Source organism: Bradyrhizobium sp. CCH5-F6 (genome assembly GCF_001556045.1).
GTDB lineage: Bacteria > Pseudomonadota > Alphaproteobacteria > Rhizobiales > Xanthobacteraceae > Bradyrhizobium.
On sequence record NZ_LSIC01000121.1, the window covers coordinates 121,882 to 147,697 of the forward strand.

General features: G+C 62.7%; 25 protein-coding genes and 1 tRNA gene. 12 read left to right on the forward strand and 14 right to left on the reverse strand.

What is annotated here, in order from left to right:
* Positions 1 to 35: 35 nt before the first annotated feature.
* Both AX729_RS21560 and AX729_RS21565 read right to left on the reverse strand, forming a co-directional pair.
* The gene (locus tag AX729_RS21560) at positions 36 to 497 is read right to left on the reverse strand and encodes a hypothetical protein (protein ID WP_061026381.1); all 462 of its coding nucleotides are present in this window, start codon (positions 495 to 497) and stop codon (positions 36 to 38) included.
* Positions 498 to 758: 261 nt separating this feature from the next.
* Complete coding sequence (locus AX729_RS21565) at positions 759 to 1,184, reverse strand: hypothetical protein (protein WP_156457129.1); 426 nt, start codon at positions 1,182 to 1,184, stop codon at positions 759 to 761.
* A gap of 687 nt (positions 1,185 to 1,871) precedes the next feature.
* On the opposite strand from AX729_RS21565, the gene AX729_RS21570 reads away from it, so the two are divergent.
* A complete protein-coding gene (locus AX729_RS21570) occupies positions 1,872 to 2,084 on the forward strand; it encodes a hypothetical protein (protein ID WP_061026502.1) in 213 nt (70 codons plus the stop codon).
* 64 nt (positions 2,085 to 2,148) lie between these two features.
* Entirely contained in the window at positions 2,149 to 3,729 is a 1,581-nt protein-coding gene (locus tag AX729_RS21575; RefSeq protein WP_061026382.1) for a recombinase family protein, read from the forward strand.
* A 192-nt stretch (positions 3,730 to 3,921) separates the two neighbouring features.
* Here AX729_RS21575 and AX729_RS39830 read toward each other — a convergent pair whose 3' ends face one another.
* Positions 3,922 to 4,110, reverse strand: coding sequence for a hypothetical protein (locus AX729_RS39830; protein ID WP_156457130.1), 189 nt, complete (start codon positions 4,108 to 4,110; stop codon positions 3,922 to 3,924).
* Positions 4,111 to 4,558: 448 nt separating this feature from the next.
* Between AX729_RS39830 and AX729_RS21585 the strand changes: the two genes are divergently transcribed.
* Positions 4,559 to 4,981, forward strand: a complete 423-nt coding sequence (locus tag AX729_RS21585; RefSeq protein WP_061026384.1) for a hypothetical protein — start codon at positions 4,559 to 4,561, stop codon at positions 4,979 to 4,981.
* Between the two features lie 76 nt (positions 4,982 to 5,057).
* Here the strand turns inward: AX729_RS21585 and AX729_RS21590 are convergent, their stop codons facing one another.
* The gene (locus AX729_RS21590) at positions 5,058 to 5,657 is read right to left on the reverse strand and encodes a restriction endonuclease (protein WP_061026385.1); all 600 of its coding nucleotides are present in this window, start codon (positions 5,655 to 5,657) and stop codon (positions 5,058 to 5,060) included.
* A gap of 188 nt (positions 5,658 to 5,845) precedes the next feature.
* On the opposite strand from AX729_RS21590, the gene AX729_RS21595 reads away from it, so the two are divergent.
* Positions 5,846 to 5,919, forward strand: a tRNA-Gln gene (locus AX729_RS21595).
* Positions 5,920 to 6,083: 164 nt separating this feature from the next.
* Complete coding sequence (locus tag AX729_RS21600; RefSeq protein ID WP_061026386.1) at positions 6,084 to 6,446, forward strand: DUF1428 domain-containing protein; 363 nt, start codon at positions 6,084 to 6,086, stop codon at positions 6,444 to 6,446.
* A gap of 15 nt (positions 6,447 to 6,461) precedes the next feature.
* Here the strand turns inward: AX729_RS21600 and AX729_RS21605 are convergent, their stop codons facing one another.
* Positions 6,462 to 7,133, reverse strand: coding sequence for a TetR/AcrR family transcriptional regulator (locus AX729_RS21605; RefSeq protein WP_061026503.1), 672 nt, complete (start codon positions 7,131 to 7,133; stop codon positions 6,462 to 6,464).
* 107 nt (positions 7,134 to 7,240) lie between these two features.
* Here AX729_RS21605 and AX729_RS21610 point away from each other — a divergent pair, with 107 nt between their 5' ends.
* Positions 7,241 to 9,529, forward strand: coding sequence for an arylsulfatase (locus AX729_RS21610; RefSeq protein WP_061026387.1), 2,289 nt, complete (start codon positions 7,241 to 7,243; stop codon positions 9,527 to 9,529).
* 13 nt (positions 9,530 to 9,542) lie between these two features.
* Here AX729_RS21610 and AX729_RS21615 read toward each other — a convergent pair whose 3' ends face one another.
* The 3 genes from AX729_RS21615 to AX729_RS21625 all read right to left on the reverse strand — a co-directional run bounded on the left by AX729_RS21615 (position 9,543) and on the right by AX729_RS21625 (position 14,488).
* On the reverse strand, positions 9,543 to 10,115 hold the full coding sequence (locus AX729_RS21615; protein WP_061026388.1) for an invasion associated locus B family protein: 573 nt from the start codon (positions 10,113 to 10,115) through the stop codon (positions 9,543 to 9,545).
* A 63-nt stretch (positions 10,116 to 10,178) separates the two neighbouring features.
* Positions 10,179 to 13,325 carry a multidrug efflux RND transporter permease subunit gene (locus AX729_RS21620; RefSeq protein ID WP_061026389.1) on the reverse strand — a complete coding sequence of 1,049 codons (3,147 nt, stop codon included), beginning with the start codon at positions 13,323 to 13,325 and terminating at the stop codon, positions 10,179 to 10,181.
* Entirely contained in the window at positions 13,322 to 14,488 is a 1,167-nt protein-coding gene (locus AX729_RS21625; protein WP_061026390.1) for an efflux RND transporter periplasmic adaptor subunit, read from the reverse strand. Before AX729_RS21625 ends, AX729_RS21620 begins: the two co-directional genes overlap by 4 nt.
* Positions 14,489 to 14,852: 364 nt before the next feature.
* On the opposite strand from AX729_RS21625, the gene AX729_RS21630 reads away from it, so the two are divergent.
* From AX729_RS21630 to AX729_RS21655, 6 genes are all read left to right on the forward strand, one after another.
* A complete protein-coding gene (locus AX729_RS21630; RefSeq protein ID WP_061026391.1) occupies positions 14,853 to 15,092 on the forward strand; it encodes a hypothetical protein in 240 nt (79 codons plus the stop codon).
* Positions 15,093 to 15,297: 205 nt separating this feature from the next.
* Positions 15,298 to 17,685, forward strand: coding sequence for a TonB-dependent receptor (locus AX729_RS21635; RefSeq protein WP_061026392.1), 2,388 nt, complete (start codon positions 15,298 to 15,300; stop codon positions 17,683 to 17,685).
* 2 nt (positions 17,686 to 17,687) lie between these two features.
* Complete coding sequence (locus AX729_RS21640) at positions 17,688 to 18,377, forward strand: Fe2+-dependent dioxygenase (RefSeq protein WP_061026393.1); 690 nt, start codon at positions 17,688 to 17,690, stop codon at positions 18,375 to 18,377.
* A complete protein-coding gene (exbB, locus tag AX729_RS21645; RefSeq protein WP_061026394.1) occupies positions 18,374 to 19,330 on the forward strand; it encodes a tonB-system energizer ExbB in 957 nt (318 codons plus the stop codon). The genes AX729_RS21640 and exbB overlap by 4 nt, the downstream gene beginning before the upstream one ends.
* Positions 19,331 to 19,333: 3 nt before the next feature.
* Positions 19,334 to 19,792 (forward strand): TonB system transport protein ExbD, encoded by a 459-nt coding sequence (gene exbD, locus AX729_RS21650; protein WP_061026395.1) that lies wholly within the window; start codon positions 19,334 to 19,336, stop codon positions 19,790 to 19,792.
* Between the two features lie 10 nt (positions 19,793 to 19,802).
* Positions 19,803 to 20,615 carry an energy transducer TonB family protein gene (locus AX729_RS21655; RefSeq protein ID WP_061026396.1) on the forward strand — a complete coding sequence of 271 codons (813 nt, stop codon included), beginning with the start codon at positions 19,803 to 19,805 and terminating at the stop codon, positions 20,613 to 20,615.
* On the opposite strand, the gene AX729_RS21660 is transcribed toward AX729_RS21655, so the two are convergent.
* The 6 genes from AX729_RS21660 to AX729_RS21685 all read right to left on the reverse strand — a co-directional run bounded on the left by AX729_RS21660 (position 20,603) and on the right by AX729_RS21685 (position 25,729).
* Positions 20,603 to 21,025, reverse strand: coding sequence for a hypothetical protein (locus AX729_RS21660; RefSeq protein WP_061026397.1), 423 nt, complete (start codon positions 21,023 to 21,025; stop codon positions 20,603 to 20,605). The two genes, AX729_RS21655 and AX729_RS21660, sit on opposite strands and share 13 nt — an antisense overlap.
* Before the next feature lie 62 nt (positions 21,026 to 21,087).
* Complete coding sequence (locus tag AX729_RS21665) at positions 21,088 to 21,768, reverse strand: site-2 protease family protein (protein WP_061026398.1); 681 nt, start codon at positions 21,766 to 21,768, stop codon at positions 21,088 to 21,090.
* Positions 21,769 to 21,879: 111 nt separating this feature from the next.
* A complete protein-coding gene (locus tag AX729_RS21670) occupies positions 21,880 to 22,272 on the reverse strand; it encodes a GFA family protein (RefSeq protein WP_061026399.1) in 393 nt (130 codons plus the stop codon).
* 7 nt (positions 22,273 to 22,279) lie between these two features.
* Positions 22,280 to 23,026, reverse strand: a complete 747-nt coding sequence (locus AX729_RS21675) for an SDR family NAD(P)-dependent oxidoreductase (RefSeq protein ID WP_061026400.1) — start codon at positions 23,024 to 23,026, stop codon at positions 22,280 to 22,282.
* A gap of 18 nt (positions 23,027 to 23,044) precedes the next feature.
* Positions 23,045 to 23,776, reverse strand: a complete 732-nt coding sequence (locus AX729_RS21680) for an SDR family oxidoreductase (RefSeq protein WP_061026401.1) — start codon at positions 23,774 to 23,776, stop codon at positions 23,045 to 23,047.
* Between the two features lie 123 nt (positions 23,777 to 23,899).
* Positions 23,900 to 25,729, reverse strand: coding sequence for an IlvD/Edd family dehydratase (locus AX729_RS21685; protein WP_061026402.1), 1,830 nt, complete (start codon positions 25,727 to 25,729; stop codon positions 23,900 to 23,902).
* Positions 25,730 to 25,816 lie beyond the last annotated feature (87 nt).

The window sequence follows — 25,816 nt, forward strand, 5'->3', positions numbered from 1 at the left end:
GACCGGCGCGCTGTTTGGACCTGAGAGCGTGCCGGCTATTTTCCCGGATCTCGCCCGGTATCCATGCGGAAACCTTCGATGGTGACGTCCTGCGCCGCCTTTACCTTGGCAACGACTTCACGCGCGCCTTCGATGTTGCGGACCAGCGCGTTGCCGCCGGCCTCAATGTCGAGCCCGACTCGGGCGTGCGCGGCGGACTTGGCTACAGCGTCGTCCCTCAACGCCTGGACGAGCGCGTCGACTAACGGTTGGATCTGGACCGCCTCTTCCGGATCGAGGTTGTCCCCGACATAGCGTTCGAGTTCTTTGCCGCCTTCGGTCTGGGTGCCGGCATCCTCGAGTTTCACAAGGGCCTTGGCCGCCTTGGGACCAAACAGCTCGCCGACCTTGTCCTTGAGTTTGCGATAAGCGTCCTTCGTGCCTTCCTTGACGGCCTCGGTCCCAGCCGCGGCCGCGCCGGCGAGGAGCAGGGTGGTAAGTGTGAACGGTTCCGGCATTAATCCTCCCTAGGTTGAGAGGGAAATAATCGCAATCGAGGGCAAATGGAAGGACCTTTGCGTTCTCGTCAACACCACCTAGATCGAACTCTTTGGCGCGAATAGAGGCGTCGGCACTGAGCCTTCCTATAGTGATGATCTCACAGGCTCGATAATGCCTAATTATCGAAAGCAGCCGTCGTCCGGATGAAGCTCCGCTGCTAGACTTCAATGGGCATCGCGGCGAACCTCCGCGAGCTTGCGCTTTAGGTCCAGCACCGCCTATCGCTCTTCAGTCGGATGTACCCGCTTGTAAGGCGTGATCTGTCGCGTTTCGGCGAGCTTGGTCATGCGAGCGGGCAGCGCATATCGCCGTGTGCGGCACGACCTGCACTTCATCGAAGATTCGAGTATCCACAGCGGCGCATCTTTGGGCCGGCGAATGGCATCGAGCGGCGGGCTCGCGCGTGTCTTGCATCGGGCGCACTCGACCTCCAGCCAAGGAAGCCCGCCATTGAGACATTGGCCAGTCGTCGGAGACTGCTGGGCAGGGCCACCATAGCCTTCCATGCGGCCGGACCAGGCTTCGGCCACAGCCCGGTCCGCCTCGCGAACGGCCTGCTCGGCGCGCTCGCGGGCTCCCTCGGCATGGATCTTTGCGCCCATGATCCGGCCGCCCCAGAGAACTTCGCGCGACTTCGTGCTCATGCGAGATAGATTCCGCGGGGTAGCCGGAGAGGCAAGCCGCTAGATTTTGCGGCGGAGCCGGGACCGCACACCTCAACCCGGTCAAGCGCGACACTGAGCCTATCCGCGCCAACTATCGTATAGACACTCAGCGGATGTCGGCTGGTTCGGGCTGGCGGGCCATTTGATCGATGCGGCATGTTGATTTCGCCTTGCGGTTGCGGTTTTATGCGAGCAATATTCTTGCTGGGGAACAATAATGCGCGTTGTGGCGATTTTGGCGCTTAGCTTGTTGTTGGGCGGATGCCTCACTAACGAGCAACGTATTGCGGAACGCAACGCCAAAGACGATCAAAAGTGTCAGGGCTACGGGGCTCGGCCGGGCACTGATGCCTATGTAAACTGTCGCGCTCAATTGGACAGCGCGCGTACGACCGCAACGGCCATTAACAGTGCGACCCCGGCTCAAACGAACGTAGTTGTGCAGTCCTCTGATCTGCCGACACCTATGCCCTCGACAGTCCCCGGACAGCGCTGTACGTCGCGGGGGCCATTTTGCTGAGCAGGATCATCGTGTTCGGCCGCCCTTGGTCGGGGCCAATGCTAACCTGGTCGAATCGAACTTTTTGATATACCGAATTTCCCTTGCTCCGTCGGGCAAAACAGGGGTTTATAGGGGGCTGGCTCCACCAAGAGAGGACCAGTGCCATGGCCGACGAAGTCGAGACTTCCGATCTTTCCAAGATCGCAAAGCTCAACGGAGACTTCCGGAGAAACTACGGCACGCTGCTGGGCGCATTCCTATATCTGCGGTCGATCAGTGCCGCGCGCGGCCGTTCATGGGTTTGGGCTCGGCTGGCTTCGCTTCTTGGTTCGGCTGCGCTAGGATGGCTGAGTAAGGGCCTTGCTTCGCTCTGGTGACGCTCGGGCCAGAGCGTCTCAGCCACGATGCGCCCCATCGAGCAACGGGCAGCGGAGGCGTGATATGGCCAACGCGTTGATTGTTCGCCCTGGGACTGATTTGCTCTCATCGGCGAGTAGCGGGCGGGCCGCGCAATATGTGCGCATGTCAACCGACCACCAGCACTACTCAACACAGAACCAAGCTGCCGCAATAGCGGTCTATGCTGCGCAGCGCGACCTCATGATTGTTCGCACCTACGCCGACGAAGGGCGCAGTGGACTTCGTATCGACCGGCGCGAGGGATTGATTGAACTGATCGACGATGTTCGCAGCGGGCGGGCGGACTTCGATCACATCCTTGTTTATGACGTGAGCCGCTGGGGTCGATTCCAAGACATCGACGAGAGCGCCTACTACGAGTTCATCTGCCGGCAAGCCGGTATCAAGGTCTGTTATTGCGCCGAGGAGTTCGACAACGACGGCAGCGTCATATCGAGCATCGTCAAGAATCTCAAACGGGTGATGGCGGCCGAATATTCAAGAGAGCTCTCGGTAAAGGTCCATGCTGGCGCCTGCCGCGTCGCCAGTCTCGGATTCAAGCAGGGCGGCCCCGCGAGTTATGGGCTCCGGCGCGAACTGGTTGATGAAAGCGGGCGTTCAAAGGGACTCTTGCTGCAAGGCCAACGCAAGCATCTGCAGACGGACCGGGTCGTGATCCGGCCTGGCGCGGAGAACGAGCAGCGGATCGTCGCCCGGATCTTTCGGGAGTTCGTCGTTCACCGGCGATCCCGAGGATCCATCGTTCGTTGGCTGAACAATGAGGAAGTCCCCAACCATAGATCGGCGCCGTGGTCGCATGCCATGGTACGGCAAATTTTGAGCAACGAGGCCTACATTGGCAATAGCGTCTACAATCGGTCCTCGTGCCGGCTGAAGCAATCGAGGAAACCGAATCCGCCAGAGCTATGGATTAGAACCACAGGTCTTTTCGAGCCGGTCGTTGACGAGAGCATCTTCCTCAAAGCCCAGAAAATGTTGAAGGAGAAGCAGGGCAGATGGTCGAACGAGCTGCTCCTGAAGAAGCTGCGAGATGCGCTTGCGGTACATGGGAAGCTGAGTGCCTCGATTCTGGCCGCTACGGAGAATATGCCGAGTGCCGCGTTATACGCGTACCGATTCGGCAGCCTGAGGGAGGCCTTTCGCCGTGTCGGCTACGTTGATCCCGAGCGGAGCTACGATTACGCCGACGCGCGGAAGCAGTCTGAGGCCGAGCTATCGAGACAGGTGGATACTCTGGTCACTCAAATCAGGGCGTGCGGCGTTACTGCAGTCTTCGATGCGCAAGCTGCGGTGATGACGGTTGCCGGCAAGCTCGTCATCTCGGTGCGTATGGCGCGTTACTACGTCGGGAGATGCCACGCGCCCTGTTGGTTGGTCCATCGCCGCAAGTTCGAGCCGGCCGAACTCATTCTTGCGCTGCGGCTGGACAAGGATACAAATAGGGAAGTCATTGACTACTTCCTCCTGCCCTTGAGCGAAATGGCCAAGCACGTGATCGGCCTCACCGCGACGTCCCGGTCTCGTTTTACGGTCTATCGCTGCCCCACAATGAATGATGTGCTGCGGGCCATGATGGCGAAAGTTGCGGCTCAGCTCGCCTGAGTACGCTGCTTGCGCCTCAGGTACGGCGAAAACCTATGCTCGCCGGATTAACGTCATCGCATCGCCGACGGGTGTCATTCAGCATCTTGATACCGGAGACAATCGGGCTGGGGACGGCATCCTGAGCATAGTGGGTGCCACAGGCGGCAGGTGCGGCGAGCGGCTTAAGATGAAGCCCCAAAACACCTAATTTCAGTCCTCGGCGGCAGATATCCGGAAAACCTGCCCTCGGGTCGCTTGCGTGAAGGCGATCTCAATCGCGACGATCTCGGCATAGCCTCGCGTCTCGTCGCCCGAGTTTATAAGGTCCACCACAGTCAGACCTCGGCCGGTATTGAAGTTGGAGGCCAGCCCTCCGGGAATGCGGATGAGCCCTTGCATGCTGGGGCCCTTTGTCTCTATTGCGACCTTAATCTGCGGCGCCCTTTGGAGGGCACGCCGCGCGGGCCGAAGGTCGACCCGTTGCCACGAATCTTGATCGCTTGCGGTCTGGTCCGCGAACCTCCGACCCGACACGGGAGCGAGGGCGGCTATGGCTGGCGAGAGGACGAGCATTGAGACGACAGAAAGGCAGACCAGTTTTCGGCTCATCGATTTCATGTTCCGGCTAGGCCTACCCAAGCACAAAGGGATCGTCTGATCCTTCGCGAAGAACACCACCGCAAGAGGTCATCAGAAGCACATTTCCAGCATCCGATCATCCCGTTGGTTTCTACCGATAATCCCCAATTATCGAAGCTGTGGGAGCACGATTGAACGAGCCCTCCTGCCTTCGCACATGAAATGCTGCTTGCTTCGGTGACTCGGCCGTGATTCGATTCGCGCCATAATGCGAACCATCCTTCTCATTCTCACGGTCTTTGGTTTGGTGCTCGTCGGCGAATTGGGCCGCATGGTGCTGGCGGCCGCATGCGGCGCAGCACTCTTCCTCTCTTTCCGCATCGGCTACCGCACCGGCGGCGAAGATCGTGAGGCTGCGATTACTGCGCTCTCCGTACCCCTCGATCAAAGTCCCCCTAAGAATTCCGAAACTCACCGGCCACTTTTGTTCGCGCCAGACAGAGCCGTTAAGGGCAGTGATTTCTGGCCCGAAACGCAGACCGCTCAGCGGTTTACAAGGAAAAAGCCGGGAAGGGACGCCCATCGGTCGGAGCTCGTTTGTAAACGGTCTCGGGTCAACTCAGAACAAATTGTGACCCACCGGAACGGCCGTTCCAAAAAGTGGGTCACTGAGAGGCAAATTGTTCAGTAGTTTCATGGGGAGAAATTGGCGGCTGGCGCTCCCTAGCGGGATTCGCACCGCTCCGCGTGGCGTCAGCTGAGGGTAGTCAGCGCTCCTCTTCTGCAAGGGCCTTTAGCCAGCTTTGAAGCTTCTCGCCGTTCATCAGCTCAAGGCGATATGGCAGCGCGGGAGCGATGAATGGATCGGCTTCGATTTTAGGGGCAAAGTCGGACGTTGTTGAAATGATCCCTTTAGAGGCGCTGCGATCCATGCCGAGGACGCCAAGCAGCGACCGGCAGGCTTCAGCATCGACGAGATGGTCGGGAGCATAGCGCTTGACGGAGCCCAGGACTTTGATCGCTCCGACACCCTCGCGGCTGGCTATGACGTCGCGGCCGAAATCACCGCTCCGCGGCGTGAGGATGGTTCGGTAGCCGGCCTTCTCGTATGCGCCAGCGACCATTTCTTCCCACTGCTCCGGTGTGAGGTGCCACGCCTGCGACCAATCGTTTGCCAGCACGCGCGCGATCTCCGACCAGACCGCCGATGTCGACTTGAGCAGGACACCCTCGCTGACCTTTTGGCCGTCGGGGACGATGATCCCTTGCATGACGAGGGAAATGACCTTCGAACCAACGCGGATATCTTCTAGAGGAAAGCCGCCGAGAGGTCCCGAGCCGAGCGCGCCGAATCCGAGCAAAACCATGTCTCCTCCTGATGTTGCAGGAATAGGCCTAGGACGCAGCGCCAACAACCCGGCGGCTTGTGCACATAAGGACTGGACCGCGAACGGCGACGCGGCTATATGACCGGCCTGCGAGGCGCTGATTTGCAAAACTTTTAGCCAACCTTGCAAAACTTCCGAAGAAAGCTAAGCGATTTCAGCGACTTCGGTGGGGAATGGTGTAACGGTAGCACAACAGACTCTGACTCTGTTTGTCTTGGTTCGAATCCAGGTTCCCCAGCCAGTTCCGGGTATCATTCCCAAAGTCTGGTTCAGCGCCGGACCGGATGACATGGTTCGTTACCGCTTCGCCGCTCGCGACGGTTTGTCTCATCCAACATTGCATTTCCAAGTCGGATCGCCGCGCGCTCTATCGTCCTTGGGCCAGACAACCCAAGGAGATCCGTAATGCCCTATGTCGATGGTTTCGTTCTCGCCGTGCCCAAGGACAACATCGAGTCCTACAAGGCGCTGGCGACGACCGCCTGCGCGATTTGGATGGAGCACGGCGCCCTCGATTATGTGGAATGCATCGGTGACGACGTTCCCTATGGAGAGCTCACCTCGTTTCCGCGCGCGGTGATGGCGAAAGAGGATGAGGTCGTGGTGTTCGCCTGGATCGTCTACCGAGACCGGGAGAGTCGCGATGCCGTCAACAAGAAGGTGATGGCGGACCCGCGGCTGAAGCTCGAGGGCATGCCATTCGACGGCAAGCGCATGATCTATGGTGGCTTCACGACGCTGCTCCGGGCGAACGACATCGTTGGCTGACGGTGGGCGGGAGGCCTATCTCGCGGCAGGTCGACCGATCTCCGCCCGGAGCAGCAGCGACAGGCAGCCTGCGAGCCGCGTCTCCATCTCTTTCGACGACAGCGAGAGCGGCCCGGGATCGTTGAGAATCGCGTTCACCAGCGTGCCCAGCACGACCTGGAAGCCGAAGGCGATGGCGCGGGTTTTTGCCGCTTTGCGGCCCCTGCCCATGGCCGGCAGAAGGAGAGGGGCGGCGCGCATCGTGGTCGCTTGGGCGAGCGCCTTGAACGGCGTCCATTTGTCCGGGCGGGTGTCGTCATGCTGGAGCGCGGCGCGCAGCACGCCCTCGTGGCTGCGCATCCAGGCCACGATGCCGCTGACGATGATCTGGCAGAGCTGGTCGAGGCTTGAATCCGGTGAGGGGCTCCTGATCTCGCCCAGTCGCTGCTCGCCGTCGCGTGCGGCCAGGGCCATCAGGGCGTTGAAATAGGCCTCCTTGCTCTCGAACCGGCTGTAGAAGGCGCCCACGGTGGCGCCGACCTCGGTGCAGAGCGTCTCGATCGAGAGCTCGGCAAGACTGCGCGTCCGCAGCATGTCGGCGCCGGCGCGCAGCAGCGCCAACGTCGTCTCGCGGCTGCGCTTCTGGCGCGACGGGGCGACGCCGGGCAGGTCGAAGTCGCGAAGCTCGGGCTCTGAGCGTGGTCTCATCAGTGCTTGCATCCGCCTAGAATAATAATCATAATTCGGATTATAATTTAGACGGGGACGGAGCCTGGGTCAACGCGGTCCTTCGTCGGCCGACCAGGGAGGAGCAGATGAGCGCAGGTAGCGGCACGCCGTTTGGCGGCACCGTCGGCAAGACGGTTGCGGAGTCAAAACCCTGGTGGCCGGAGGCGGCGAGGCCGCCCGAAGGCGCGCCGAACATCCTGGTCGTGCTGTTCGACGATGTCGGCTTCTCGGATTTCGGTTGCTACGGCTCGGCGATCAGGACGCCGACCATCGACAGGCTCGCCGCGGAAGGCCTGCGCTACAGCGGCTTCCACACGACGGCGATGTGCTCGACGACGCGCGCGGCGCTGCTCACCGGGCGCAACCACCATTCGGTCGGCGTCGGCTGTCTTGCCAATTTCGATTCCGGTTATCCCGGCTATCGCGGCAAGATCGCGCGCGAGGCGGGGACGCTCGCCGAGATGCTGCGCGTGCACGGCTACCGCAACTATATGGTTGGCAAATGGCATGTCACGCCGCTGACCGAGAGCGGCGCCACCGGTCCGTTCGACGGCTGGCCGCTCGGGCGCGGCTTCGATCGTTTCTACGGCTTCCTCGATGCCGAGACCGACCAGTATGCGCCGGAGCTCGTCTCCGACAACACGCATATCGATCCGCCGGGCACCTATGCCGAGGGCTATCATCTGACCGAAGATCTGATCGACCAGTCCATCCGCTTCATCGGTGATCACGTCGCAGATCGCCCTGATGTTCCCTGGCTGACCTGGGTCGCACTCGGCGCCTGCCATGCGCCACATCAGGCGCCGATGGATATCATCCGCAGCTACGACGCCGCCTTCGCGCACGGCTGGGACGCCGAGCGCGAACAGCGGCTGGCGCGCCAGAAAGCCATGGGGTTGGTGCCGGAGGCAACGCGGATGCCGGCGCGCAATGACGGCGTCAAGGCCTGGGAGGAGCATTCGGCCGACGAGCGGAGGGTCTTCACGCGGCTGCAAGCTGCCTTCGCAGGCATGCTCGATCATTCCGATCGGCATCTCGCCCGCCTCGTCTCGTTCCTGGAGACGGCCGGTATCCGCGACAACACCATGATCATCGTGATGTCCGACAACGGCGCCAGCCAGGAGGGCGGGCCGCTCGGCTTCGTCAACGCAATGGGACCGTTCAACTTCAAGCCGGAGCCGATCGCTGAAAAGCTCAGCCGCATCGACGACATCGGCGGGCCCGATACGCACAGCAATTTCCCGCATGGCTGGGCGATGGCCTCGAACACGCCGCTGCGCCGCTACAAGCAGAACACCCATGGCGGCGGTATCCGCGATCCCTTCGTGATCAACTGGCCGAAGAAGATCGTTGGCCGAGGCGAGTTGCGGCACCAGTTCGTCCATGCCTGCGATCTTACGCCGACGCTGCTGGAGCTGATCGGCATCGAGGCTCCAGCGACCATCGCGGGCTGCCAGCAAATGCCGCTGGAAGGCGAGAGCTTTGCGCGTTCGATCGCGGAAGCATCTGCACCCTCGAAGAGCTCACCGCAATATTTCGAGATGTTCGGCCATCGCGGGCTTTGGCACGGCGGATGGAAGGCCGTCGCCTTTCATCCGTCGGGCACGCCGTTCGAGAACGACAAATGGGAGCTGTTTCGTCTCGACGAGGATTTCTCCGAGACCAACGACCTCGCGGCCGAGGAGCCGGAGCGCCTTGCCCGGATGATCGCCGCATGGTGGGAAGAAGCCGAGAAGCACAAGGTGCTGCCGCTCGACGACCGCTTCGGGCCGCGCTTTGCGGAGAATGCCGCGCGCTTTCACGGCGCGCGCCGGCGTTTCGTCTTCCACGCCGGAATGGGGCATGTGCCGACGGACGTGGCGCCCGATGTACGCAGCCGCAGCTACACGATCGAGGCGCATGTCGAACTGGGCGAGGCAGGCGCAGACGGCGTGCTGATCTCACACGGCGATGCGACGTCGGGCTACAGCCTTTACGTCAAGGACGGCCACCTCGTGCACGATCTCAATATCGGCGGCAGCCACCAGATCGTGCGGTCGGACCGCAAGGTGCTGCCGGGCGCGCGGCGTCTCGGCGTTCACGTCGAACGGCTCGTGCGCAAGGAGCCGCCGGCGAAGGGCGCGCGCACGGGTGTCTCGGAATACACGCTGCTGATCGACGGCGAGCCGGCGGGTTCGCTCCAGACCCAGCTCGGATTCCACACCTTGATCTCGTGGTCCGGGCTCGACATCGGGCGCGATCGTGGCAGCCCGGTGTCGCATTACGAGGCGCCGTTCGAGTACGAGGGACGTCTGCTGCGTGTTACGGTCACCATGCACGACGACCAGAAGCTCGATGGCGATGCCGTCGGCAACGCGCAGATGGCACGGCAATAACGGAAGAAGCCCGCTATTTGATTTTGTCGTAGGCCGCCGCGAAATCGTTCAGCGGCATCGGGATCGCTATCGTCTCCTTGGCCATGTTCTGGAAGGAGACCTTCAACTGCTTGCCTGATCGCAGGGCGGCGAGCAGATCCGGTGCGACCGGTGTCGAGGTGTAGCAGCCACGGTTCTCACAGGTCTGGATCTGGAGATCGACCGTCTTGCCGTCGTCGACCTGGAGCTTGGCGCCGAGGGGCAGATTGATGCCGAGTGGCAACTGAAGCAGCGCGATCGGCGTACGTGTGTCGGGCGCGATACGGATGTTGATGAGGACGACGGTTTGACCGGTCTTGGTCAGAACTGCGTTCTGCTCCATCGCGCATTCGAGCGGCGCATTGCGGCTCGGGCTGGTGCAGCGCACGATCCAGCCGGGTTGCCCCGGAGGAGTGCCGTCCGCCTGCGCTTGCGTCGGAGCGGGCGCCGGCTGTGCGGCCGGGGCAGGAGCAGCGGCGTTCTTCTTGGCGCCCTGCTGGGCATACGCAGCGCCGGTCGACAAAAGGGCAGCGGCGGTGAGGGCGACAAGTCTGGATTGCATGAGCATGACGAAACTGCATTGGCGTGTACCGAGGTCCCGCTGTAGCGTTGCGGGAGGCACGGCGCAAGGTTACTCGGCGGCTTCCTTGACGTTCCCGTGCGCGGGCGCCTCGTCGCTTTCGCCGTCAGCCGACCGGCCCCAGGTGGAGAACCAGTTGTTGAGCTCGTCGAGATAGAGATAGACCACCGGCGTGGTGAACAGGGTCAGCGCCTGGCTGACGATCAGGCCGCCGACCATGGCGTAGCCGAGCGGCTGACGGATCTCGGCGCCGGTCCCGTGACCGAGCATCAGCGGCACGCCGCCCAGGAGCGCGGCCATCGTCGTCATCATGATCGGACGGAAGCGCAGCAACGCGGCCTGGCGGATCGATTCCTCCGGCGTCTTGTGCTCGTCGCGTTCCGCGGCGATCGCAAAGTCCACCATCATGATGCCGTTCTTCTTCACGATGCCGATCAGCAGGATGATGCCGATCAGCGCGATCAGGCTGAAATCGAAGCCGGCGGCCATCAGGATCGCGAGCGCGCCGACGCCGGCCGAGGGCAGGGTGGAAAGAATTGTGATCGGATGGATGTAGCTCTCGTAGAGGATGCCGAGGATCAGATAAACCACGACGAGGGCGGCGAGGATCAACAGTGGCACGGTGCCGAGCGATTGCTGGAACGCCTGCGCGGTGCCCTGGAAGCTGGAATTGAGTGTCGGCGGCGTGCCAAGCTCGGCCATCGCCCGCTGCACGGCCTCAGTCGCCTGACCGAGCGCCACGCCTTGAGCGAGGTTGAAGCTGATCGTGATCGACGGGAACTGGCCCTGATGGCTGATCGAGAGCGGGCGGACCGGATCGGTGCTCCAGGTCGCAAAGGTCGAGAGCGGCACCTGTTCGCCGGTTAGCGGCGATTTCAAATAGAGCTTGTTCAAGGTGTCGAGATTGCCCTGCATCTCGGGCAGTACTTCGAGGATCACCTTGTAGGTGTTGAGCTGGGTGAAATACTGCGTAACCTGCCGCTGTCCGAATGCATCATAGAGCGTGTCGTCGATCAGCTGCGGCTGGATGCCGTAACGGGCGGCGGTGTCGCGGTTGATCTTGAGCTGCACCGTGGTGCCCTGCGTCTGCTGGTCGGTCGCGACGTCGCGCAGCTCCGGCAGCGTCTGCATCTTGGCCAGGATTTTCGGCGCCCATTCGTTGAGCTCGTCCAGATTGGCGTCCTGGAGCGTGAACTCGAACTGCGTACGCGTCGGCCGGCCGCCAAGCCGGACGTCCTGGGCGGCCTGCATGTAAAGGCGGGCGCCCTCGACCTTGTCGAACTGCGGACGCAGCCGCGCGATGATCTGCTGCGCCGAGGCCTCGCGCATTTCGCGCGGCTTCAGCGTGATGAACAGGTTGCCGTTGTTGCCGGCGCGGCCGCTTCCGCCGATCGACATGGCGACGCTGGCGACGTCGGGATCTGCCAGGATGATCTTGCCGAGCTGCTCCTGACGTCTGACCATTTCCTTGAACGAAATGTCCTGGGAGGCTTCGGATGTCGCCGTGATGAGGCCGACGTCCTGTTGCGGGAAGAAGCCCTTCGGGATCAGGACGAACAGGTAGATCGACAATCCGAGCGTGACGAAGAAGATCGCCAGCGTGGTGCGGCGCCAGGCCAGGGCGTGGTCGAGCACATATTCGTAGCCGCGCAGCAATCCGTCGAAGGCGCGCTCGCTCCATTGGTAGAACCGGCCGTGGGTCACCTCGCCATGCGCGCGCAGAAAGCGCGAAGCCATCATTGGCGTCAGCGTCAGCGACACGAACATCGAGACGAAGATGGTCATCGCGAGCACCACCGCGAACTCGCGGAACAGGCGCCCGATGATGCCGCCCATCAGCAACAGGGGGATCAGCACCGCGACCAGCGAGATGCTGATCGACACAATGGTGAAGCCGATTTCCTTGGAGCCCTTGAAGGCGGCCTCCATCGGCGAGTCGCCTTCCTCGATGTAGCGGGTGATGTTCTCGAGCATCACGATGGCGTCGTCGACCACGAATCCGACCGCAATGGTGAGCGCCATCAGCGACAAATTGTCGAGCGAATAGCCGACCACCCACATCAAGGCGCAGGCGCCCAACAATGCCAATGGCACCGTCACCGTGGGAATGACGGTTGCCCAGAAATTGCGCAGGAAGATGAAAATGACCATGACCACGAGGGCGATGGTCAGCAGCAGCGTGAACTGGACGTCTTCGACCGCGGCACGGATGGTCGTCGTGCGGTCGCTGATCAGCTCGATCTTGATGGCGGGCGGAATTGCGGCCACGAGGCGGGGCAGGGTCGCCTTGATGCGGTCGACCGTCTCGATGACGTTGGCACCGGGCTGCTTGAATATCACCAGGAACACGCCGCGCTTGCCGTTTGCCCAGGCCGCCTGCTTGGCGTCTTCGGCGGCGCTGACCGCCTGGCCGATGTCGCGGATTCGCAACGGACCGCCGTTGCGATAGGCGATGATGACGTCGTTCCAGTCCTTCGACTGCGTGAGCTGGTCGTTGGCGTAGATCGTATAGGCGCGCTTGTCGCCGTCGATGTTGCCCTTGGGGCTGTCGACCGTGGTGATCGCGATCGCACTGCGCACGTCTTCCAGCGACAGGCCCTTTGCCACAAGCTTGCCGGGATCGACCTGAATGCGGATGGAAGGTTTCTGCTGCCCGCCGATGAAGACCTGCGCGACGCCCGAAAGCTGGCTGATCTGCTGCGCGAGCTGGGCATCGACCGCGTCGCTGACGCTGGTCAGCGGCAGCGTCTCTGACGTCGCCGACAGCAACAGGATCGGCGCATCGGCCGGATTGACCTTGCGGTAGGTCGGCGGCGAGGGCAGGTTCTTCGGCAACTGGCCGCTGGCAGCGTTGATCGCCCCCTGCACGTCGTTGGCTGCGCCGTCGATGTTGCGGTTGAGGTCGAACTGGATGGTGATCGATGCCGTGCCCAGATAACTCGTCGAGGTCATCTGCGCGATGCCCGGAATTTGGGCGAACTGCCGCTCGAGCGGCTGCGCCACTGACGAGGCCATCGTCTCGGGGCTGCCGCCCGGCAGGTTGGCGGTGATCTGGATGGTCGGGAAATCCACCTGCGGCAGCGGCGCGACAGGCAGAAGGGGATAGGCCACGAGGCCGACGAAGAGAATGCCGGCCATCAGCAGCGAGGTGCCGATGGGATAACGGATAAAAGGTGCCGAAATCCCGCCTCCGATCATTCCTGTCGCACCTTGTTCTGGGCTGGATCCGAGCTTGCTACCGCCGTCGAGACGAGGCTTCCGGGTTGCACCTTGAACTGACCGCCGACGATGACCTGCTGGCCGGGGCTCAGCCCTTCCTCAATGACCGAACGTCCGTCGATGGCATAACGGACCTTGACCTTGTGCAGCTCGGCCTTGTTGTCCTGATTGACCGTATAGGCGTAGAGGCCGTTAGTCGAATGCTGGACCGCGTCATCCGGGACCACGGTCGCATCCTTCAGCGTCCGCACCAGGAGACGCGTCGAGACGGATTGGCCCGGCCACAGCGCGTGGTCCTTGTTGTCGAACACCGCTTTGAGCCGGATCGTTCCGCTGGTGGTGTCGACCTGGTTGTTGATGACCGCGAGCTTGCCCTCGGCCAGCGTTTTCTTGCCGTCGGTGGTGAAGGCGATCACCTTCAGGGCGCCGGCCTTCTGACCCTCGCTGATGTAGGGAAGCTGGTCTTCCGGTGCCGTAAAGATCACGGTGATCGGTTCGACCTGCGATATCGTGACGATGCCGGTCTGCGTCGATGCGTTGACGATGTTACCGATGTCGACCTGGCGGAGCCCTGCAACACCGGTGATCGGTGCCTTGATCTGGGTGTAGTCGAGCTGGGTTTGGGCGTTGGCGATCGCGGCTTCGTCGGCGGCGATCTGGGCGGTGAGCTGGGCGACGGTGGAGCGCTGGGTATCGACCCGCTGTGTCGTTGCGAATTCGCCGAGCTTCACGGCGCGCTGGAGCTCTAGATTGGCGTTGGCTAGGTTTGCCTCGTCCTGCGCCTTCTTGGCCTTGGCTTGGTCAAGCGCGGCTTGATAGGGCCGTGGATCGATTGAGACCAGAAGGTCGCCCTGCTGGACGATCTGGCCCTCTTTGAATTCGAGCCTGATGATCTGGCCGTCGACCCGGCTACGGACCTGGACGGTGTTGAAGCCCTGAACCGTGCCGAGACCAGTCAGGTAGACCGGAAAGTCGGTTTTCTGGACCGGGGCAACGCTGACGGGAACGGCGGGTGGGCGAGGCGGCGCCTTCTGTGCTGTCTGGATCGTTCCGGCCGAGCCGAATTTCTCCCAACCATAATAGCCCGCGGAGGCCACGGCCGCGATGATCAGAAGCCAGAGGATCGGCCGGGACTTTTTCATATGGTCTCGTGTCGGCTCGCATGCCCTCAGCTATGAAGAATGGGGCAGTCATAGAGTTCCATCGTGACGTATATTACACGCCAAGTTCTGGTGTAAACAGCACTATCAGTTGAGAATCCTAAACAATTGGAAAGCTTTGCGTCCCCTCGGCAGTGGTCTGGCGCGGCGATGCATTGCATCTTCCCGGCGTGACCGATCCCCCGGCGCTCTTGCGCACCACCTGCAGCGGAGTGCTCAGGCCAATAGTGTTCGACCGAACCGTAGTTCGGATCGGTTGCAAGAACGGTTCTAAGTCGCGTGGCGGCCGTTTCGGTTGTCAGGCATTTCAGCATCGTCCATATCGGCAGCCATAGGGGGCAACAGGATGGACGAGCTGAACGGCAAGCTGATCGCGTGTCAGATTCTGATCACGGGATTGATCGCGCGTGTCGCCAACGAGCAGCGCGATCCCTTGCACTTCCTCACCGACTTTCGCGACGAGATCAAAGCTGTCGTGAACGGCGTCAACATCGCCGGCATGGACAGCACCGAACGCGTGCGCGCCGTCGCGCAGAAGACGGTCGACGAATTGTTCTCGCTGATGAAGCCGCCGAGCAGCGACTGAGAGTGAGCGGGTCTATCTGCGTTATCCTTAGAACGAATCCAATCGCGTTTAGAACGATTTCAAACTGCAGTTTAGAATCGCTTTGATCTGGATTGATTTAAGGGTTCTCGCGAACGGCTCGCATTGACCCGCTATTTTGTGGCCGATACCAAAAGCCATCGTTCGTCGAAGTGAACGAGCGAACAGGAATATGGGGCGTTTGGTAATGGGGCAGGTGGTCGCACCGAAGTCGTTGCGTTCGGTCGCAGCATTCGATCCGGTGGATGAGAGGTTCGCGGGCGTTTCCGGCAAGAAGGTTTCGGCGGTTGCGAGCTTGATCGCGGTGGCGTCGGTGTCGGGCGGCGCGCAAGCGCAGCAGTCGAGCCTGCCGCCGGTGACGGTCGATGCCCCCGTCGAGCGTCCGCGCCCGACGACCTCGAAGCCTTCGCCCGAGCAGGTGCGTGCCCGCAACGCACTCCGCCGCGCCGCGCAGCGCCAGCAGACGGCGCAGCAGTCGGCTCCCACGACGCCATCCGGCGCGCCCGATGGCAATCCCTATGCCGATCCGGCGGCGCCCTACAAGGTCGATCATGTCCAGGCCTCGGGCAAGTTTCCCGAGAAGATGCTGAACACGCCGAAGACCATCACGGTGCTCAGCAAGGAAGTGCTCGAGGACAAGAACGCCACGACGCTGAAGGAGATCGGACGTTCGACCGCGGGCGTGACGCTCGGCTCGGGCGAGGGCGGCAACGCGTTCGGCGACCGCTTCTTCATCCGCGGCTTCGACGCACGCAACGACGTCTTCATCGACGGCATCCGCGATCCCGCCGTTTCCATCCGCGAGAACTTCTTCACCGAGCAGATCGAGATTCTGCGTGGCCCTGCATCCTCCTATGCCGGCCGCGGCACCGCCGGCGGCGCCATCAACATCGTCACCAAGCAGGCGGGCGACGTCAACTTCAAGCGCATCGGCACCGAGTTCGGTACCGACATGACCAAGCGCGTCACGCTCGACGTCAACCAGGTCATCGACCCGACCTTCTCGGTGCGCACCGGTGGTCTGTTCCAGGACGCCAACGTCGCCGGACGCAACTACGTCACGGACAATCGCTGGGGCAGCTTCATCTCGACCAAGTATACCCCGACCAACGACATCAAGATCACGACGAACTACGTCCATACCGATCTCAGCGGCTATCCTGATTTCGGCGTGCCCTATTACAAGCAGGGCAACGTGCCGGTGACCTCGGCGGGCATTCCGCGTGGAAATTGGTACGGCTTCCTCAACCGCGACTTCCAGACCGCGCGGCAGGATTTCGGTACCGGCACGATCGAGTACAAGGTCAACGAGGCCATTACCCTGACCAGCAAGGTGCGGGGCGAGCACTCGCTGCTCAACTACATCGGCACGCTGCCGCAGAACCCGAACACGACCAGTCCCAATCCGCTGCTCTGGACCACGACGGCGAGCGCGCAGAGCCGCTACCAGAATGTTGACGTGTGGGCCAACCAGAACGAGGCCACGTTCAAGCTCGACACCGGCGGCGTCAAGCACACCGCCGTGCTCGGGGTCGAATATTCGAACGAGAATATCTCGATCGACCGCTACACCGGCCTTTCTTCGGAACTGTTCGGCGGCGGCTCGACGGGAGTCAATCTGTACTCCCCGCAGTACACCAACATTCCCTTCAGCAACACGCCCTCGCTGGTTGGAAACCCGACGCGTTATGGCGTCAACACCAGCAGCGTCTATGTCATGGACACCGCAAACTGGCAGGACACGGTCATCGTGAACGGCGGCGTCCGCTACGACGGCTATAGCCAGAGTTCGTCCACAAACTCGGCCTACCTCAAGCAAACCGCCGATCTCGTCAATTACAACGTCGGCGTGGTCTACAAGCCGATGTCGATCGGCAGCATCTATGCAGCCTACGCCACCTCGGCCAATCCGTTTGGTTCGGAGCTGGACGCAACGGGCACCGACTACGGCGGCGTTCCCGCCAACTCGACCATTCTACTCGGGCCTGAGCGCAACAAGGCTGCTGAACTCGGCACCAAATGGGAGCTGGCCGATCGGCACCTGCTGGTCAGCGCCGCGCTGTTCCAGACGACGAAGGACAACGCACGCGAGACCGTCAATGGCTTGCTCACCTCCGGCGCAGCCTACAGAATCCAGGGCATCGACATCGAGGCGGAGGGCAAGATCACCGACCGCTGGAGCATCTTCGGCGGCTTGGTGCTGATGCAATCGAAGGTTACGCAGAGTGGCGTCGCCTCGAATCTCGGGCTGCAGCTTGCCAATGTTGCCCACCAGTCGTTCAGCATGCTCACGAAGTACAAGTTCGATGACGGTTGGGAGCTTGGCGGCCAGGCGGTGTACCGTTCCAAGGTCTATGGCGGCACGTTCGCGGCCAACACCGGCAACGAATTGCCGAGCTACTGGCGGTTCGATGCGTTCGTCGAGAAGAAGATCGATCAGAACTGGACCATGAAGCTCTACGCCCAGAACCTTACCAACAAGCTGTACTACGATACGCTCTATCGCAGCGCAGTGCCTTTCGTGGCGGTGGCGCCGGGACGGGCGTTCTACGTCGTGACGACAGCGAAGTTCTGATCATGTTGACGTGTTTGCCTGGCGTTCTCAGCAAGGATGATGTGGCGGATTTCCGCCGCATCATGGACGCCAGCGAATGGGAGGACGGTCGCTCCACCGCCGGTGCGCAGTCGGCCATGGTCAAACGCAACGAGCAATTGCCGCCGGACAGCGAGATCGCGCGCAAGCTCGGCAACCGCATCATCTCGGCGCTGACATCGAACCCGCGTTTCATCGCGGCGGCGATTCCGCTGCAGATCTTCCCGCCGCTGTTCAACCGCTATGCGGCGAGCAGCGGCCACCATTTCGGCCTGCACGTCGACAATGCGATCCGCGGCGACCGCCTGACCGGCCTTCGCATCCGCACGGACCTTTCGGTCACGCTGTTCCTCGCCGAGCCGGAAGATTATGACGGTGGCGAACTCGTGATCGAGGACACTTACGGTTCACACGAGGTAAAGTTGCCAGCTGGCGACTGCGTGCTCTATCCCTCGACCAGCCTCCACCTCGTCACCCCGGTGACCCGGGGAATGCGGGTTGCGTCTTTCTTCTGGCTCCAGAGCATGATACGGGACGATCAAGCCCGGAGCATGATCTTCGACCTCGACACCGCGATTCAGTCGCTGGTGGAACGGCTCGGGCGTGACGATCCCGAAACGGTCAAATTGACGGGTATCTATCACAATCTCATTCGCTACTGGGCCGAAGTATGAAGACCATGACCTTCCAAGCACGCCTTGCCGCCGCCGCCATGCTGGCGGCCGCCTGGCTCGCGTCTCCTGTTTCTGCCCAGACACAAAGCCCGCCGGCGGCACCGGTCCAATCGACAGCTCAGCCGTCCGCGGCCGACACGGTTCCGTCGGCAACTGCGCCTGCGGCCCCTTCGGCTTCGATCGCTCCTGCCGTTGCAGGCGCGGCGCCGGTGGCAACCAATTCCGCGAGTGCGAAAGCCGATGCGGCCGCCGTCGCGCCGGCCATGAAGGAATTGTCGCCGTGGGTGATGTTCATGTCGGCGGACATCGTCGTGAAAGCGGTGATGGTCGGGCTCGCCTTCGCATCGGTGATGACCTGGACCGTCTTCATCGCCAAGTCGATCGAACTGTCGGTCGCCTCCACCAGGCTTCGTTCGGCACTGAAGAAGATTGCGGAGGCGCGCTCGCTCGCCGAAGCGCAGATGGCTCTTGGCACCAAGCAGGGCATCCTTCCGTCCTTCCTGGCGGCAGCGCTGCGTGAGGCGCGGATGTCGGCCGGCCTGTCCAGCGATGCCGGCATCAAGGAGCGCGCGGCCTCCAGCTTTTCCGAGATCGTGCGGGCCGAACAGCGACGCATCCGCATCGGCATGGGCGTACTCGCCACCATCGGTTCGACCTCGCCGTTCGTCGGCCTGTTCGGCACGGTCTGGGGCATCATGAACAGCTTCATCGGTATTTCGAAGTCGCAGACCACGAACCTCGCGGTCGTCGCGCCCGGCATCGCAGAAGCGCTGCTCGCCACCGCGATCGGCCTCGTCGCCGCCATTCCCGCCGTCATCATCTACAACCACTTTTCGCGCGTGACGAAAGGCTATCTCGAACTCGTCAGCCGCGCGTCGGGCGCGGCGGGGCGGCTGCTCTCGCGCGATCTCGACCGCAGCCACGGCAGCGTGCATTCGCGCGCAGCGGAGTGAACCATGGGCGTTTCGCTCGCAGACAACGACGGCGAAGACGACGATTTCTCGGAAACGCATGACATCAACGTCACGCCGTTCATCGACGTCATCCTGGTGCTGCTGATCATCTTCATGGTCGCGGCGCCGCTTTCCACGGTCGACCTGCCGATCGATCTGCCGACCTCGAGCGCGACGCCGCAGAAGAAGCCGGACAAGCCGACCTATCTCAGCATCAAGCCCGATCTGACGCTCGCGATCGGAGAGAACCCGGTTCACCGGGCCGAGTTGATCGGGACCCTCGACGGCCTGTCCGATATGAGCAAGGATAAGTATGTCTTCCTGCGCGCCGACAAGTCGGTGCCGTATGGCGAATTGATGGGTGTCATGGAGCTCCTGCGCTCAGGCGGCTATACGCGGGTGAAACTGGTCGCGCTGGAAGGCGCGCCGGGGGCGCCTGCGCCAGGCGCCGCTCAGCCTTAGAGGCCGGTTCATGTCGGACGAACTCAGACCATCCCGGAGGCTCTGGATCCTGGCGGCAGTGGCGGCGCTCGCGCTCCATCTGGGTGGTGCAGCGCTGGCGCTGGCTCATTTGCGCACCGACGACGACGGCGACGGCCTTGGCGCCAACGGTGCAGAATTCGCCGTGGAGATGGCCTCGCCCAAGGCGCCCGAAACCGATCTGCCGCCGGGGCCTGACAGCGAAGCCATGCAGGAGCAGCAGGCGCTCCCCGAGCAGAAGGCCGAGACCAAGGAGACCGAGCTTCCAAAGGATCAATCGCAGGAGGTCGAGGATCCCGACCGGGTCGTGACCGAGAACAACGCGAAGAAGCCGGCAGAAGACGATCCGAAGATTCAGGCGGTCGAGACTCCGGCCGCCGAAGCGTCGCCGAAATCGGTTGCGACCGCGCGGCAGACGCTGGAGGAGGATGCCCGCGAGGCCGAAAAAGCGCTGGCGCCGGTCATCGGTATCGGCAAGGACATCCTGAAGCTGACGGCCGATTGGAACCGCAAGATCAGCGCGCATCTCACGCTGCACAAGGTCAATCCGGAAGGCAAAGTGCCCAATAACCAGAAGGTCAAGGTGAGCTTCGCGATCAACCGGAAGGGTAACGTGCTGTCGGTGGACGTCGTGGAGTCGTCGGGGGATGCCGCCTACGATGCTGCGGCGTTATCGATCGTCCGCAAGTCGGATCCGATCCCGCAGCCGCCTGCAGGGCTGACCGAGGACCGGTTCGAGCGTACCGTCGATATCATCTTCACACCTCCGGACGCGAAGAAGAAAAAGACGGCTCAGCGCCAGTAGAGCCGGATGCCGACATAGACCACGACCAGGCAGACAAAGATCAGCGCTACCGGGAGGGGCCGTTTCTGAGCTCCGCTGGCTGCGCTTGCCCCGAAAAAGCTGGTCGTCTTCGGTTTCGGCGCCGGACGCCGGAAGGCGGTAACATTGTCCGCCGTCGCTTCTGGCGGACGGGTGCGGACGTCGGGCGGCGTTCCAGCTCCGCCCATCTCGACATAGTAGGCCTTGTAGATCGCGCCGATGGTGACTTCGGTGGCCTCGTCCTCGCTCATCTGCGTCAGCAGGTTCTTGTAGCTGCTAAGGAACTCCTGGGCCTCAGGCGGCAGCGCCGACGCGCCGTTGAGCTTGGCCATCATCTTCCAGGTGGCGAAATCCGCACGGGCGCGGGTGTCGGCGCGTCGCGCGATCAGCATATCGGCAGCTTTGACCAAGTCGGCCTCTGGCCCTTCGGCTCGTGTTCGGGTGTTCTGTTCAACTACGCGTTGCCGGTCAGGAAGAGAACAGCCTGAATCACATGACCGGTCAACGTTCGCAGTATTACTGAAATAACATCAAGATTTAGACCGAACTGCGAGCCCGCGAGCGGCAGCAGGATCAAGAGGCCGATCAGGATCAGCATACCGAACGGCTCGAGACGGGCGAGTGGCCAAGCGAGCTGCCGCGGCAACAATCCGACCGCGACGCGGCCCCCGTCGAGCGGCGGGATCGGCATCATGTTGAAGACCGCCAGCACCGCGTTGATGATGAGGGCATTCTTGAGATTGTCGGCAACCCATTTCGCCGCGCTTGCGGGCACCAGCGGCAGGGCGTGGAAGGCGAAGGCTGCGGCGAGCGCCAGCAGGATGTTCGTGACGGGCCCGGCCAGTGCCACCCAGACCATATCGAGCCTGGGGTTGTTCAGCTTGCGGAAGTTCACCGGCACCGGCTTGGCATAGCCGAACAAGAACGGTGAATGTGCGAACAGCAGCATCGCCGGCAGGATCACGGTGCCGAACGGATCGATATGCCGGAGCGGGTTGAAGCTGACGCGGCCGAGCTGCGAAGCCGTGTTGTCGCCGAGCCTGTCCGCGACGAAGGCGTGCGCGGCCTCATGGAAGGTGATGGCGAGCACCAGTGGCAGCGCCCAGACGGAAAGATCATAGAAAGAGATGTTCACGGTTCGTCTGTCCCGGTTTGCCTCGCGGCCTTGCAGCGGACCCAGCCAACCCGGCGGTGCAGCAACGCTTCAGTCCAACATAGGGAGCACGCCGCCGTGCCATCTCGCAACTCATGCGGGGATCGTCGTCTGATACTGGATCAAGCCGTCGTCGAGCTTCAGCCAGGCGAGCTTTTCCGACACCCAGATGTGCTCGGTCGGTGCAAAGGCGTTGCGGTCGTCGAAGGTCGCAAGCGCCACGCCCGCCAGCGTGCCGTTGCGACGCCAGGCGAACAGGCGCGTGCCGCAGCGTTTGCAGAACACGCGGTCGATGTTCTCGGAGGAGGCATAGCGGGCGGTGTCGCCCTCGACCGTCAGTGCGCGCTGGTCGAATTGCGCGCGGGCGAAGAAGGGCGAGCCCATCGCCTTCTGGCAGATGCGGCAGTGGCAGATGCGGACGTTGAGCGGATCGCCCTCCGCCTTGAACCGCACCGCGCCGCACAGGCAGCCGCCTTCCCGGATCATGATGTCCTCAATAGGTTGCGCGCCCGCCCGAAATGTCGAACACCGCGCCGGTCGAGAATGCGCAGTCCTCCGATGCGAGCCAGGCCACCATCGCGGCGAGCTCCTCCACCAGCACGAAGCGCCCCTTCGGGATCTTCGACAGCATGAAGTCGATGTGCTGCTGCGTCATCTGGTCGAAGATCGCGGTCTTGGCTGCTGCCGGCGTCACCGCGTTGACGAGGATGTCGTGTGCCGCCAGTTCCTTGCCGAGCGATTTCGTCAGCGCGATCAGGCCGGCCTTGGACGCCGAGTAATGCGACGCGTTCGGATTGCCTTCCTTGCCGGCAATCGAGGCGATGTTCACGATCCGCCCGTATTTCTGCTTGAGCATGACAGGCACGATCGCCTTGCAGCAGATGAAGGGGCCGTCGAGGTTGATGCGCAGCACCTTGCGCCATTCCTTGAGGTCGGTCTCCCAGACCGGCTTGTTGACGCCGGCAATGCCGGCATTGTTGACGAGGATATCGATCTTGCCGAAGGCGGCCAGCGTGGCATCGCGAGCCTGCTCGACGGCCGCGGTGTCGGTGACGTCGACCTTGAGCACGCGGGCGCTGTCGCCGATCTCCTTTGCGGTCTTCTCGGCCAGCGCCGAGTCAAAGTCCCAGATCGCGACCATCGCACCCGAGGCGACGAAGCGTTCGGTGATGGCGCGGCCAAAGCCCTGCGCGCCGCCGGTGACGACGGCAACGCGCCCGTTGAGATCAATCTTGTTCATGCTGGCGGCCCCTGAGCGTCAGAGCATGTAGCCGCCGTCGACCACGAGGTCGACGCCGGTGGTGAATGCGCTCTCGTCGCTGCCGAGATAGACCGCCATGGATGCGATCTCCTCGGCGGTGCCGAGGCGGCCCATCTTCTGGCGGGAGATGAACATCTCCTTGCCCTGCGGCCCTTGCGCGGCGGCGCGGTCGAGCATCGAAGGGGTCTCGACGGTGCCGGGACAGATCGAGTTGCAGCGGATGCCCTTGGTGATGAAGTCGAGCGCGACTGCGCGCGACAGCAGCGACACCGCCGCCTTCGACGCGCTGTAGACATAGCGGTTCGCCGGCGGCCGCAGCGCCGCGCAGGACGAGATGTTGACGATGCTGCCGCCGCCGCCCGCAATCATGTCGGGCAGGAACGCCTTGATGGTCCGGTGCATCGACTTGACGTTGAGGTCGAACGAGAAATCGAAATCCTCTTCCGAGCACTCCAGGATGGTGCCGTGATGCACGAAGCCGGCGGCGTTGAGCAGGATGTCGATCTTGCCGACGCGCTTGGCAAAGGCGTTGACTTCGGCAGTGTTGCGGACGTCGAGCTTTGCGACCTCGGCGATGCCTTCCTTGGTCAGGCTCGCGATGCCGCTTTCGTTGATGTCGGTGGCGATGACGGTCGCGCCTTCACGCGCGAAGGCGATGGCGCATGCGCGCCCGATGCCTGCCGCAGCCGCCGTGACGACGGCGCGCTTTCCCTTGAGGCGGTCTGCCATGTTGTTGTTCTCCTCACCTTGAATTTGGTTGTCAGTGCCGTAGCCCGGATGAGAGCGCGAGCGCGATATCCGGGAGCGGTGCCCCGGGTGTCGCTTCGCTCACCCGGGCTACGCGCACTTCGCTTAGTGATTATCCCGCGCCACGCCAAACGTGCCGGCGACGTTCTGATACCGCGTGGCGAGCTCCATGCAGGCACCGGTCGATTGCTGGCCGACGGTGTTGCGGTAAATCTCCTGCCACGGCGTCTGGTTCGGCGGATGCTTGAAGCCGCCATTGGCCTTGAGCTCGGCATGGCGCTTCTTCAGCTCCTCGTCCGAGATCAGGATGTTGGCGCTGCCCTTGTTGAGGTCGATGCGCACCTTGTCGCCGGTCTTGAGGATCGCAAGACCGCCATTGGCGGCGGCTTCCGGCGAAGCATTGAGGATGGAGGGCGAGCCCGAGGTGCCGGACTGCCGGCCGTCGCCGATGCAGGGCAGGGACAGGATGCCGCGTTTGATCAATGCTGCCGGCGGCTGCATGTTCACGACCTCGGCGCCGCCGGGGTAGCCGATCGGCCCGGTGCCGCGGATGAACAGCACGCAGCGCTCGTCGATGTCGAGGGAGGGATCGTCGATCCGCTCGTGATAGTCCTCGGGGCCTTCGAACACGATGGCGCGGCCTTCGAAGGCGTTGAGGTCCTTGGGGTTGCTGAGATAGCGGTCGCGGAATTCCTTGGAGATCACGCTGGTCTTCATGATCGCGGAATCGAACAGATTGCCCTTCAGCACCAGGAAGCCGGCGTCCTTCACTAGCGGCTTGTCGTAAGCCCGGATCACGTCGTTGTCGGGCTCCGGCGCATTCTTGCAGTTCTCGCCGATGCCGCGGCCGTTGACCGTGACCGCATCCTCATGGATGCGCTTGTGCTTCATCAGCTCGCGCACCACGGCCGGCACGCCGCCGGCGCGGTGGAATTCCTCGCCGAGATAGAAGCCGGCCGGCTGCATGTTGACCAGCAGCGGCACGTCGTGGCCGACTTTCTGCCAGTCCTCGATCGAAAGCTCGACGCCGATGTGGCGGGCCAGCGCGTTGATGTGGATCGGCGCGTTGGTCGAGCCGCCGATCGCCGAGTTGATCACGATGCAGTTCTCGAACGCCTTGCGGGTCAGGATGTCCGAGGGCTTGAGGTCCTCCCAGACCATCTCGACGATGCGCTTGCCCGTCTCGTAAGCGATCTGGCCGCGCTCGCGATAGGGCGCGGGAATCGCCGCGCAGCCCGGCAGCGAGAAGCCGAGCGCCTCGGCAAGGCCGTTCATGGTCGATGCCGTGCCCATGGTATTGCAATGGCCGACCGAGGGCGCCGAGGAGGCCACGATCTCCATGAACTCTTCATAGTCGATCTCGCCGGCCGCGAGCCGCTCGCGCGACTTCCAGACGATGGTGCCGGAGCCGGTGCGCTCGCCAGCGTGCCAGCCGTTCAGCATCGGGCCGCCCGACAGCACGATTGCGGGCAGGTTGACGGTCGCCGCCGCCATCATGCAGGCCGGCGTGGTCTTGTCGCAGCCGGTGGTGAGCACCACGCCGTCGAGCGGATAGCCGTAGAGGATTTCGACGAGGCCGAGATAAGCGAGGTTGCGGTCGAGCGCCGCGGTCGGGCGCTTGCCGGTCTCCTGGATCGGATGGGTCGGGAATTCCATCGCGATGCCGCCGGCTTCGCGGATGCCTTCGCGGACGCGGTGGGCGAGCTCGATGTGGTGGCGGTTGCAGGGAGAGAGATCGTTGCCGGTCTGGGCGATGCCGATGATCGGCTTGCCGGACTGCAACTCGGCGCGGGTGAGGCCATAATTGAGGTAGCGCTCCATATAGAGCGCGGTCATGCCCGGATTGTGCGGGTTGTTGAACCATTCCTGCGAGCGAAGATGACGGCGAGCCCCGTTGCTGCCGGTGGCATGCCCATTGGTTGGTTTCTTTGTCATTGGTTTCTCCTGCAATGCAAACGCTCTGGCGTCCGTCTCATCGTGTCGGCATGTGCAATGCCCAACGGCGCGAGCGATGATCTGCCT

What these genes read in the sequence shown, in the direction of transcription:
- AX729_RS21560 (WP_061026381.1), bottom strand. Translation starts at nt 497, where the DNA reads ATGCCGGAACCGTTCACACTTACCACCCTGCTCCTCGCCGGCGCGGCC.
- AX729_RS21565 (WP_156457129.1), bottom strand. Translation starts at nt 1,184, where the DNA reads ATGAGCACGAAGTCGCGCGAAGTTCTCTGGGGCGGCCGGATCATGGGC.
- AX729_RS21570 (WP_061026502.1), top strand. Translation starts at nt 1,872, where the DNA reads ATGGCCGACGAAGTCGAGACTTCCGATCTTTCCAAGATCGCAAAGCTC.
- AX729_RS21575 (WP_061026382.1), top strand. Translation starts at nt 2,149, where the DNA reads ATGGCCAACGCGTTGATTGTTCGCCCTGGGACTGATTTGCTCTCATCG.
- AX729_RS39830 (WP_156457130.1), bottom strand. Translation starts at nt 4,110, where the DNA reads ATGCAAGGGCTCATCCGCATTCCCGGAGGGCTGGCCTCCAACTTCAAT.
- AX729_RS21585 (WP_061026384.1), top strand. Translation starts at nt 4,559, where the DNA reads ATGCGAACCATCCTTCTCATTCTCACGGTCTTTGGTTTGGTGCTCGTC.
- AX729_RS21590 (WP_061026385.1), bottom strand. Translation starts at nt 5,657, where the DNA reads ATGGTTTTGCTCGGATTCGGCGCGCTCGGCTCGGGACCTCTCGGCGGC.
- AX729_RS21600 (WP_061026386.1), top strand. Translation starts at nt 6,084, where the DNA reads ATGCCCTATGTCGATGGTTTCGTTCTCGCCGTGCCCAAGGACAACATC.
- AX729_RS21605 (WP_061026503.1), bottom strand. Translation starts at nt 7,133, where the DNA reads ATGAGACCACGCTCAGAGCCCGAGCTTCGCGACTTCGACCTGCCCGGC.
- AX729_RS21610 (WP_061026387.1), top strand. Translation starts at nt 7,241, where the DNA reads ATGAGCGCAGGTAGCGGCACGCCGTTTGGCGGCACCGTCGGCAAGACG.
- AX729_RS21615 (WP_061026388.1), bottom strand. Translation starts at nt 10,115, where the DNA reads ATGCTCATGCAATCCAGACTTGTCGCCCTCACCGCCGCTGCCCTTTTG.
- AX729_RS21620 (WP_061026389.1), bottom strand. Translation starts at nt 13,325, where the DNA reads ATGATCGGAGGCGGGATTTCGGCACCTTTTATCCGTTATCCCATCGGC.
- AX729_RS21625 (WP_061026390.1), bottom strand. Translation starts at nt 14,488, where the DNA reads ATGAAAAAGTCCCGGCCGATCCTCTGGCTTCTGATCATCGCGGCCGTG.
- AX729_RS21630 (WP_061026391.1), top strand. Translation starts at nt 14,853, where the DNA reads ATGGACGAGCTGAACGGCAAGCTGATCGCGTGTCAGATTCTGATCACG.
- AX729_RS21635 (WP_061026392.1), top strand. Translation starts at nt 15,298, where the DNA reads ATGGGGCAGGTGGTCGCACCGAAGTCGTTGCGTTCGGTCGCAGCATTC.
- AX729_RS21640 (WP_061026393.1), top strand. Translation starts at nt 17,688, where the DNA reads ATGTTGACGTGTTTGCCTGGCGTTCTCAGCAAGGATGATGTGGCGGAT.
- exbB (WP_061026394.1), top strand. Translation starts at nt 18,374, where the DNA reads ATGAAGACCATGACCTTCCAAGCACGCCTTGCCGCCGCCGCCATGCTG.
- exbD (WP_061026395.1), top strand. Translation starts at nt 19,334, where the DNA reads ATGGGCGTTTCGCTCGCAGACAACGACGGCGAAGACGACGATTTCTCG.
- AX729_RS21655 (WP_061026396.1), top strand. Translation starts at nt 19,803, where the DNA reads ATGTCGGACGAACTCAGACCATCCCGGAGGCTCTGGATCCTGGCGGCA.
- AX729_RS21660 (WP_061026397.1), bottom strand. Translation starts at nt 21,025, where the DNA reads ATGCTGATCGCGCGACGCGCCGACACCCGCGCCCGTGCGGATTTCGCC.
- AX729_RS21670 (WP_061026399.1), bottom strand. Translation starts at nt 22,272, where the DNA reads ATGATCCGGGAAGGCGGCTGCCTGTGCGGCGCGGTGCGGTTCAAGGCG.
- AX729_RS21675 (WP_061026400.1), bottom strand. Translation starts at nt 23,026, where the DNA reads ATGAACAAGATTGATCTCAACGGGCGCGTTGCCGTCGTCACCGGCGGC.
- AX729_RS21680 (WP_061026401.1), bottom strand. Translation starts at nt 23,776, where the DNA reads ATGGCAGACCGCCTCAAGGGAAAGCGCGCCGTCGTCACGGCGGCTGCG.
- AX729_RS21685 (WP_061026402.1), bottom strand. Translation starts at nt 25,729, where the DNA reads ATGACAAAGAAACCAACCAATGGGCATGCCACCGGCAGCAACGGGGCT.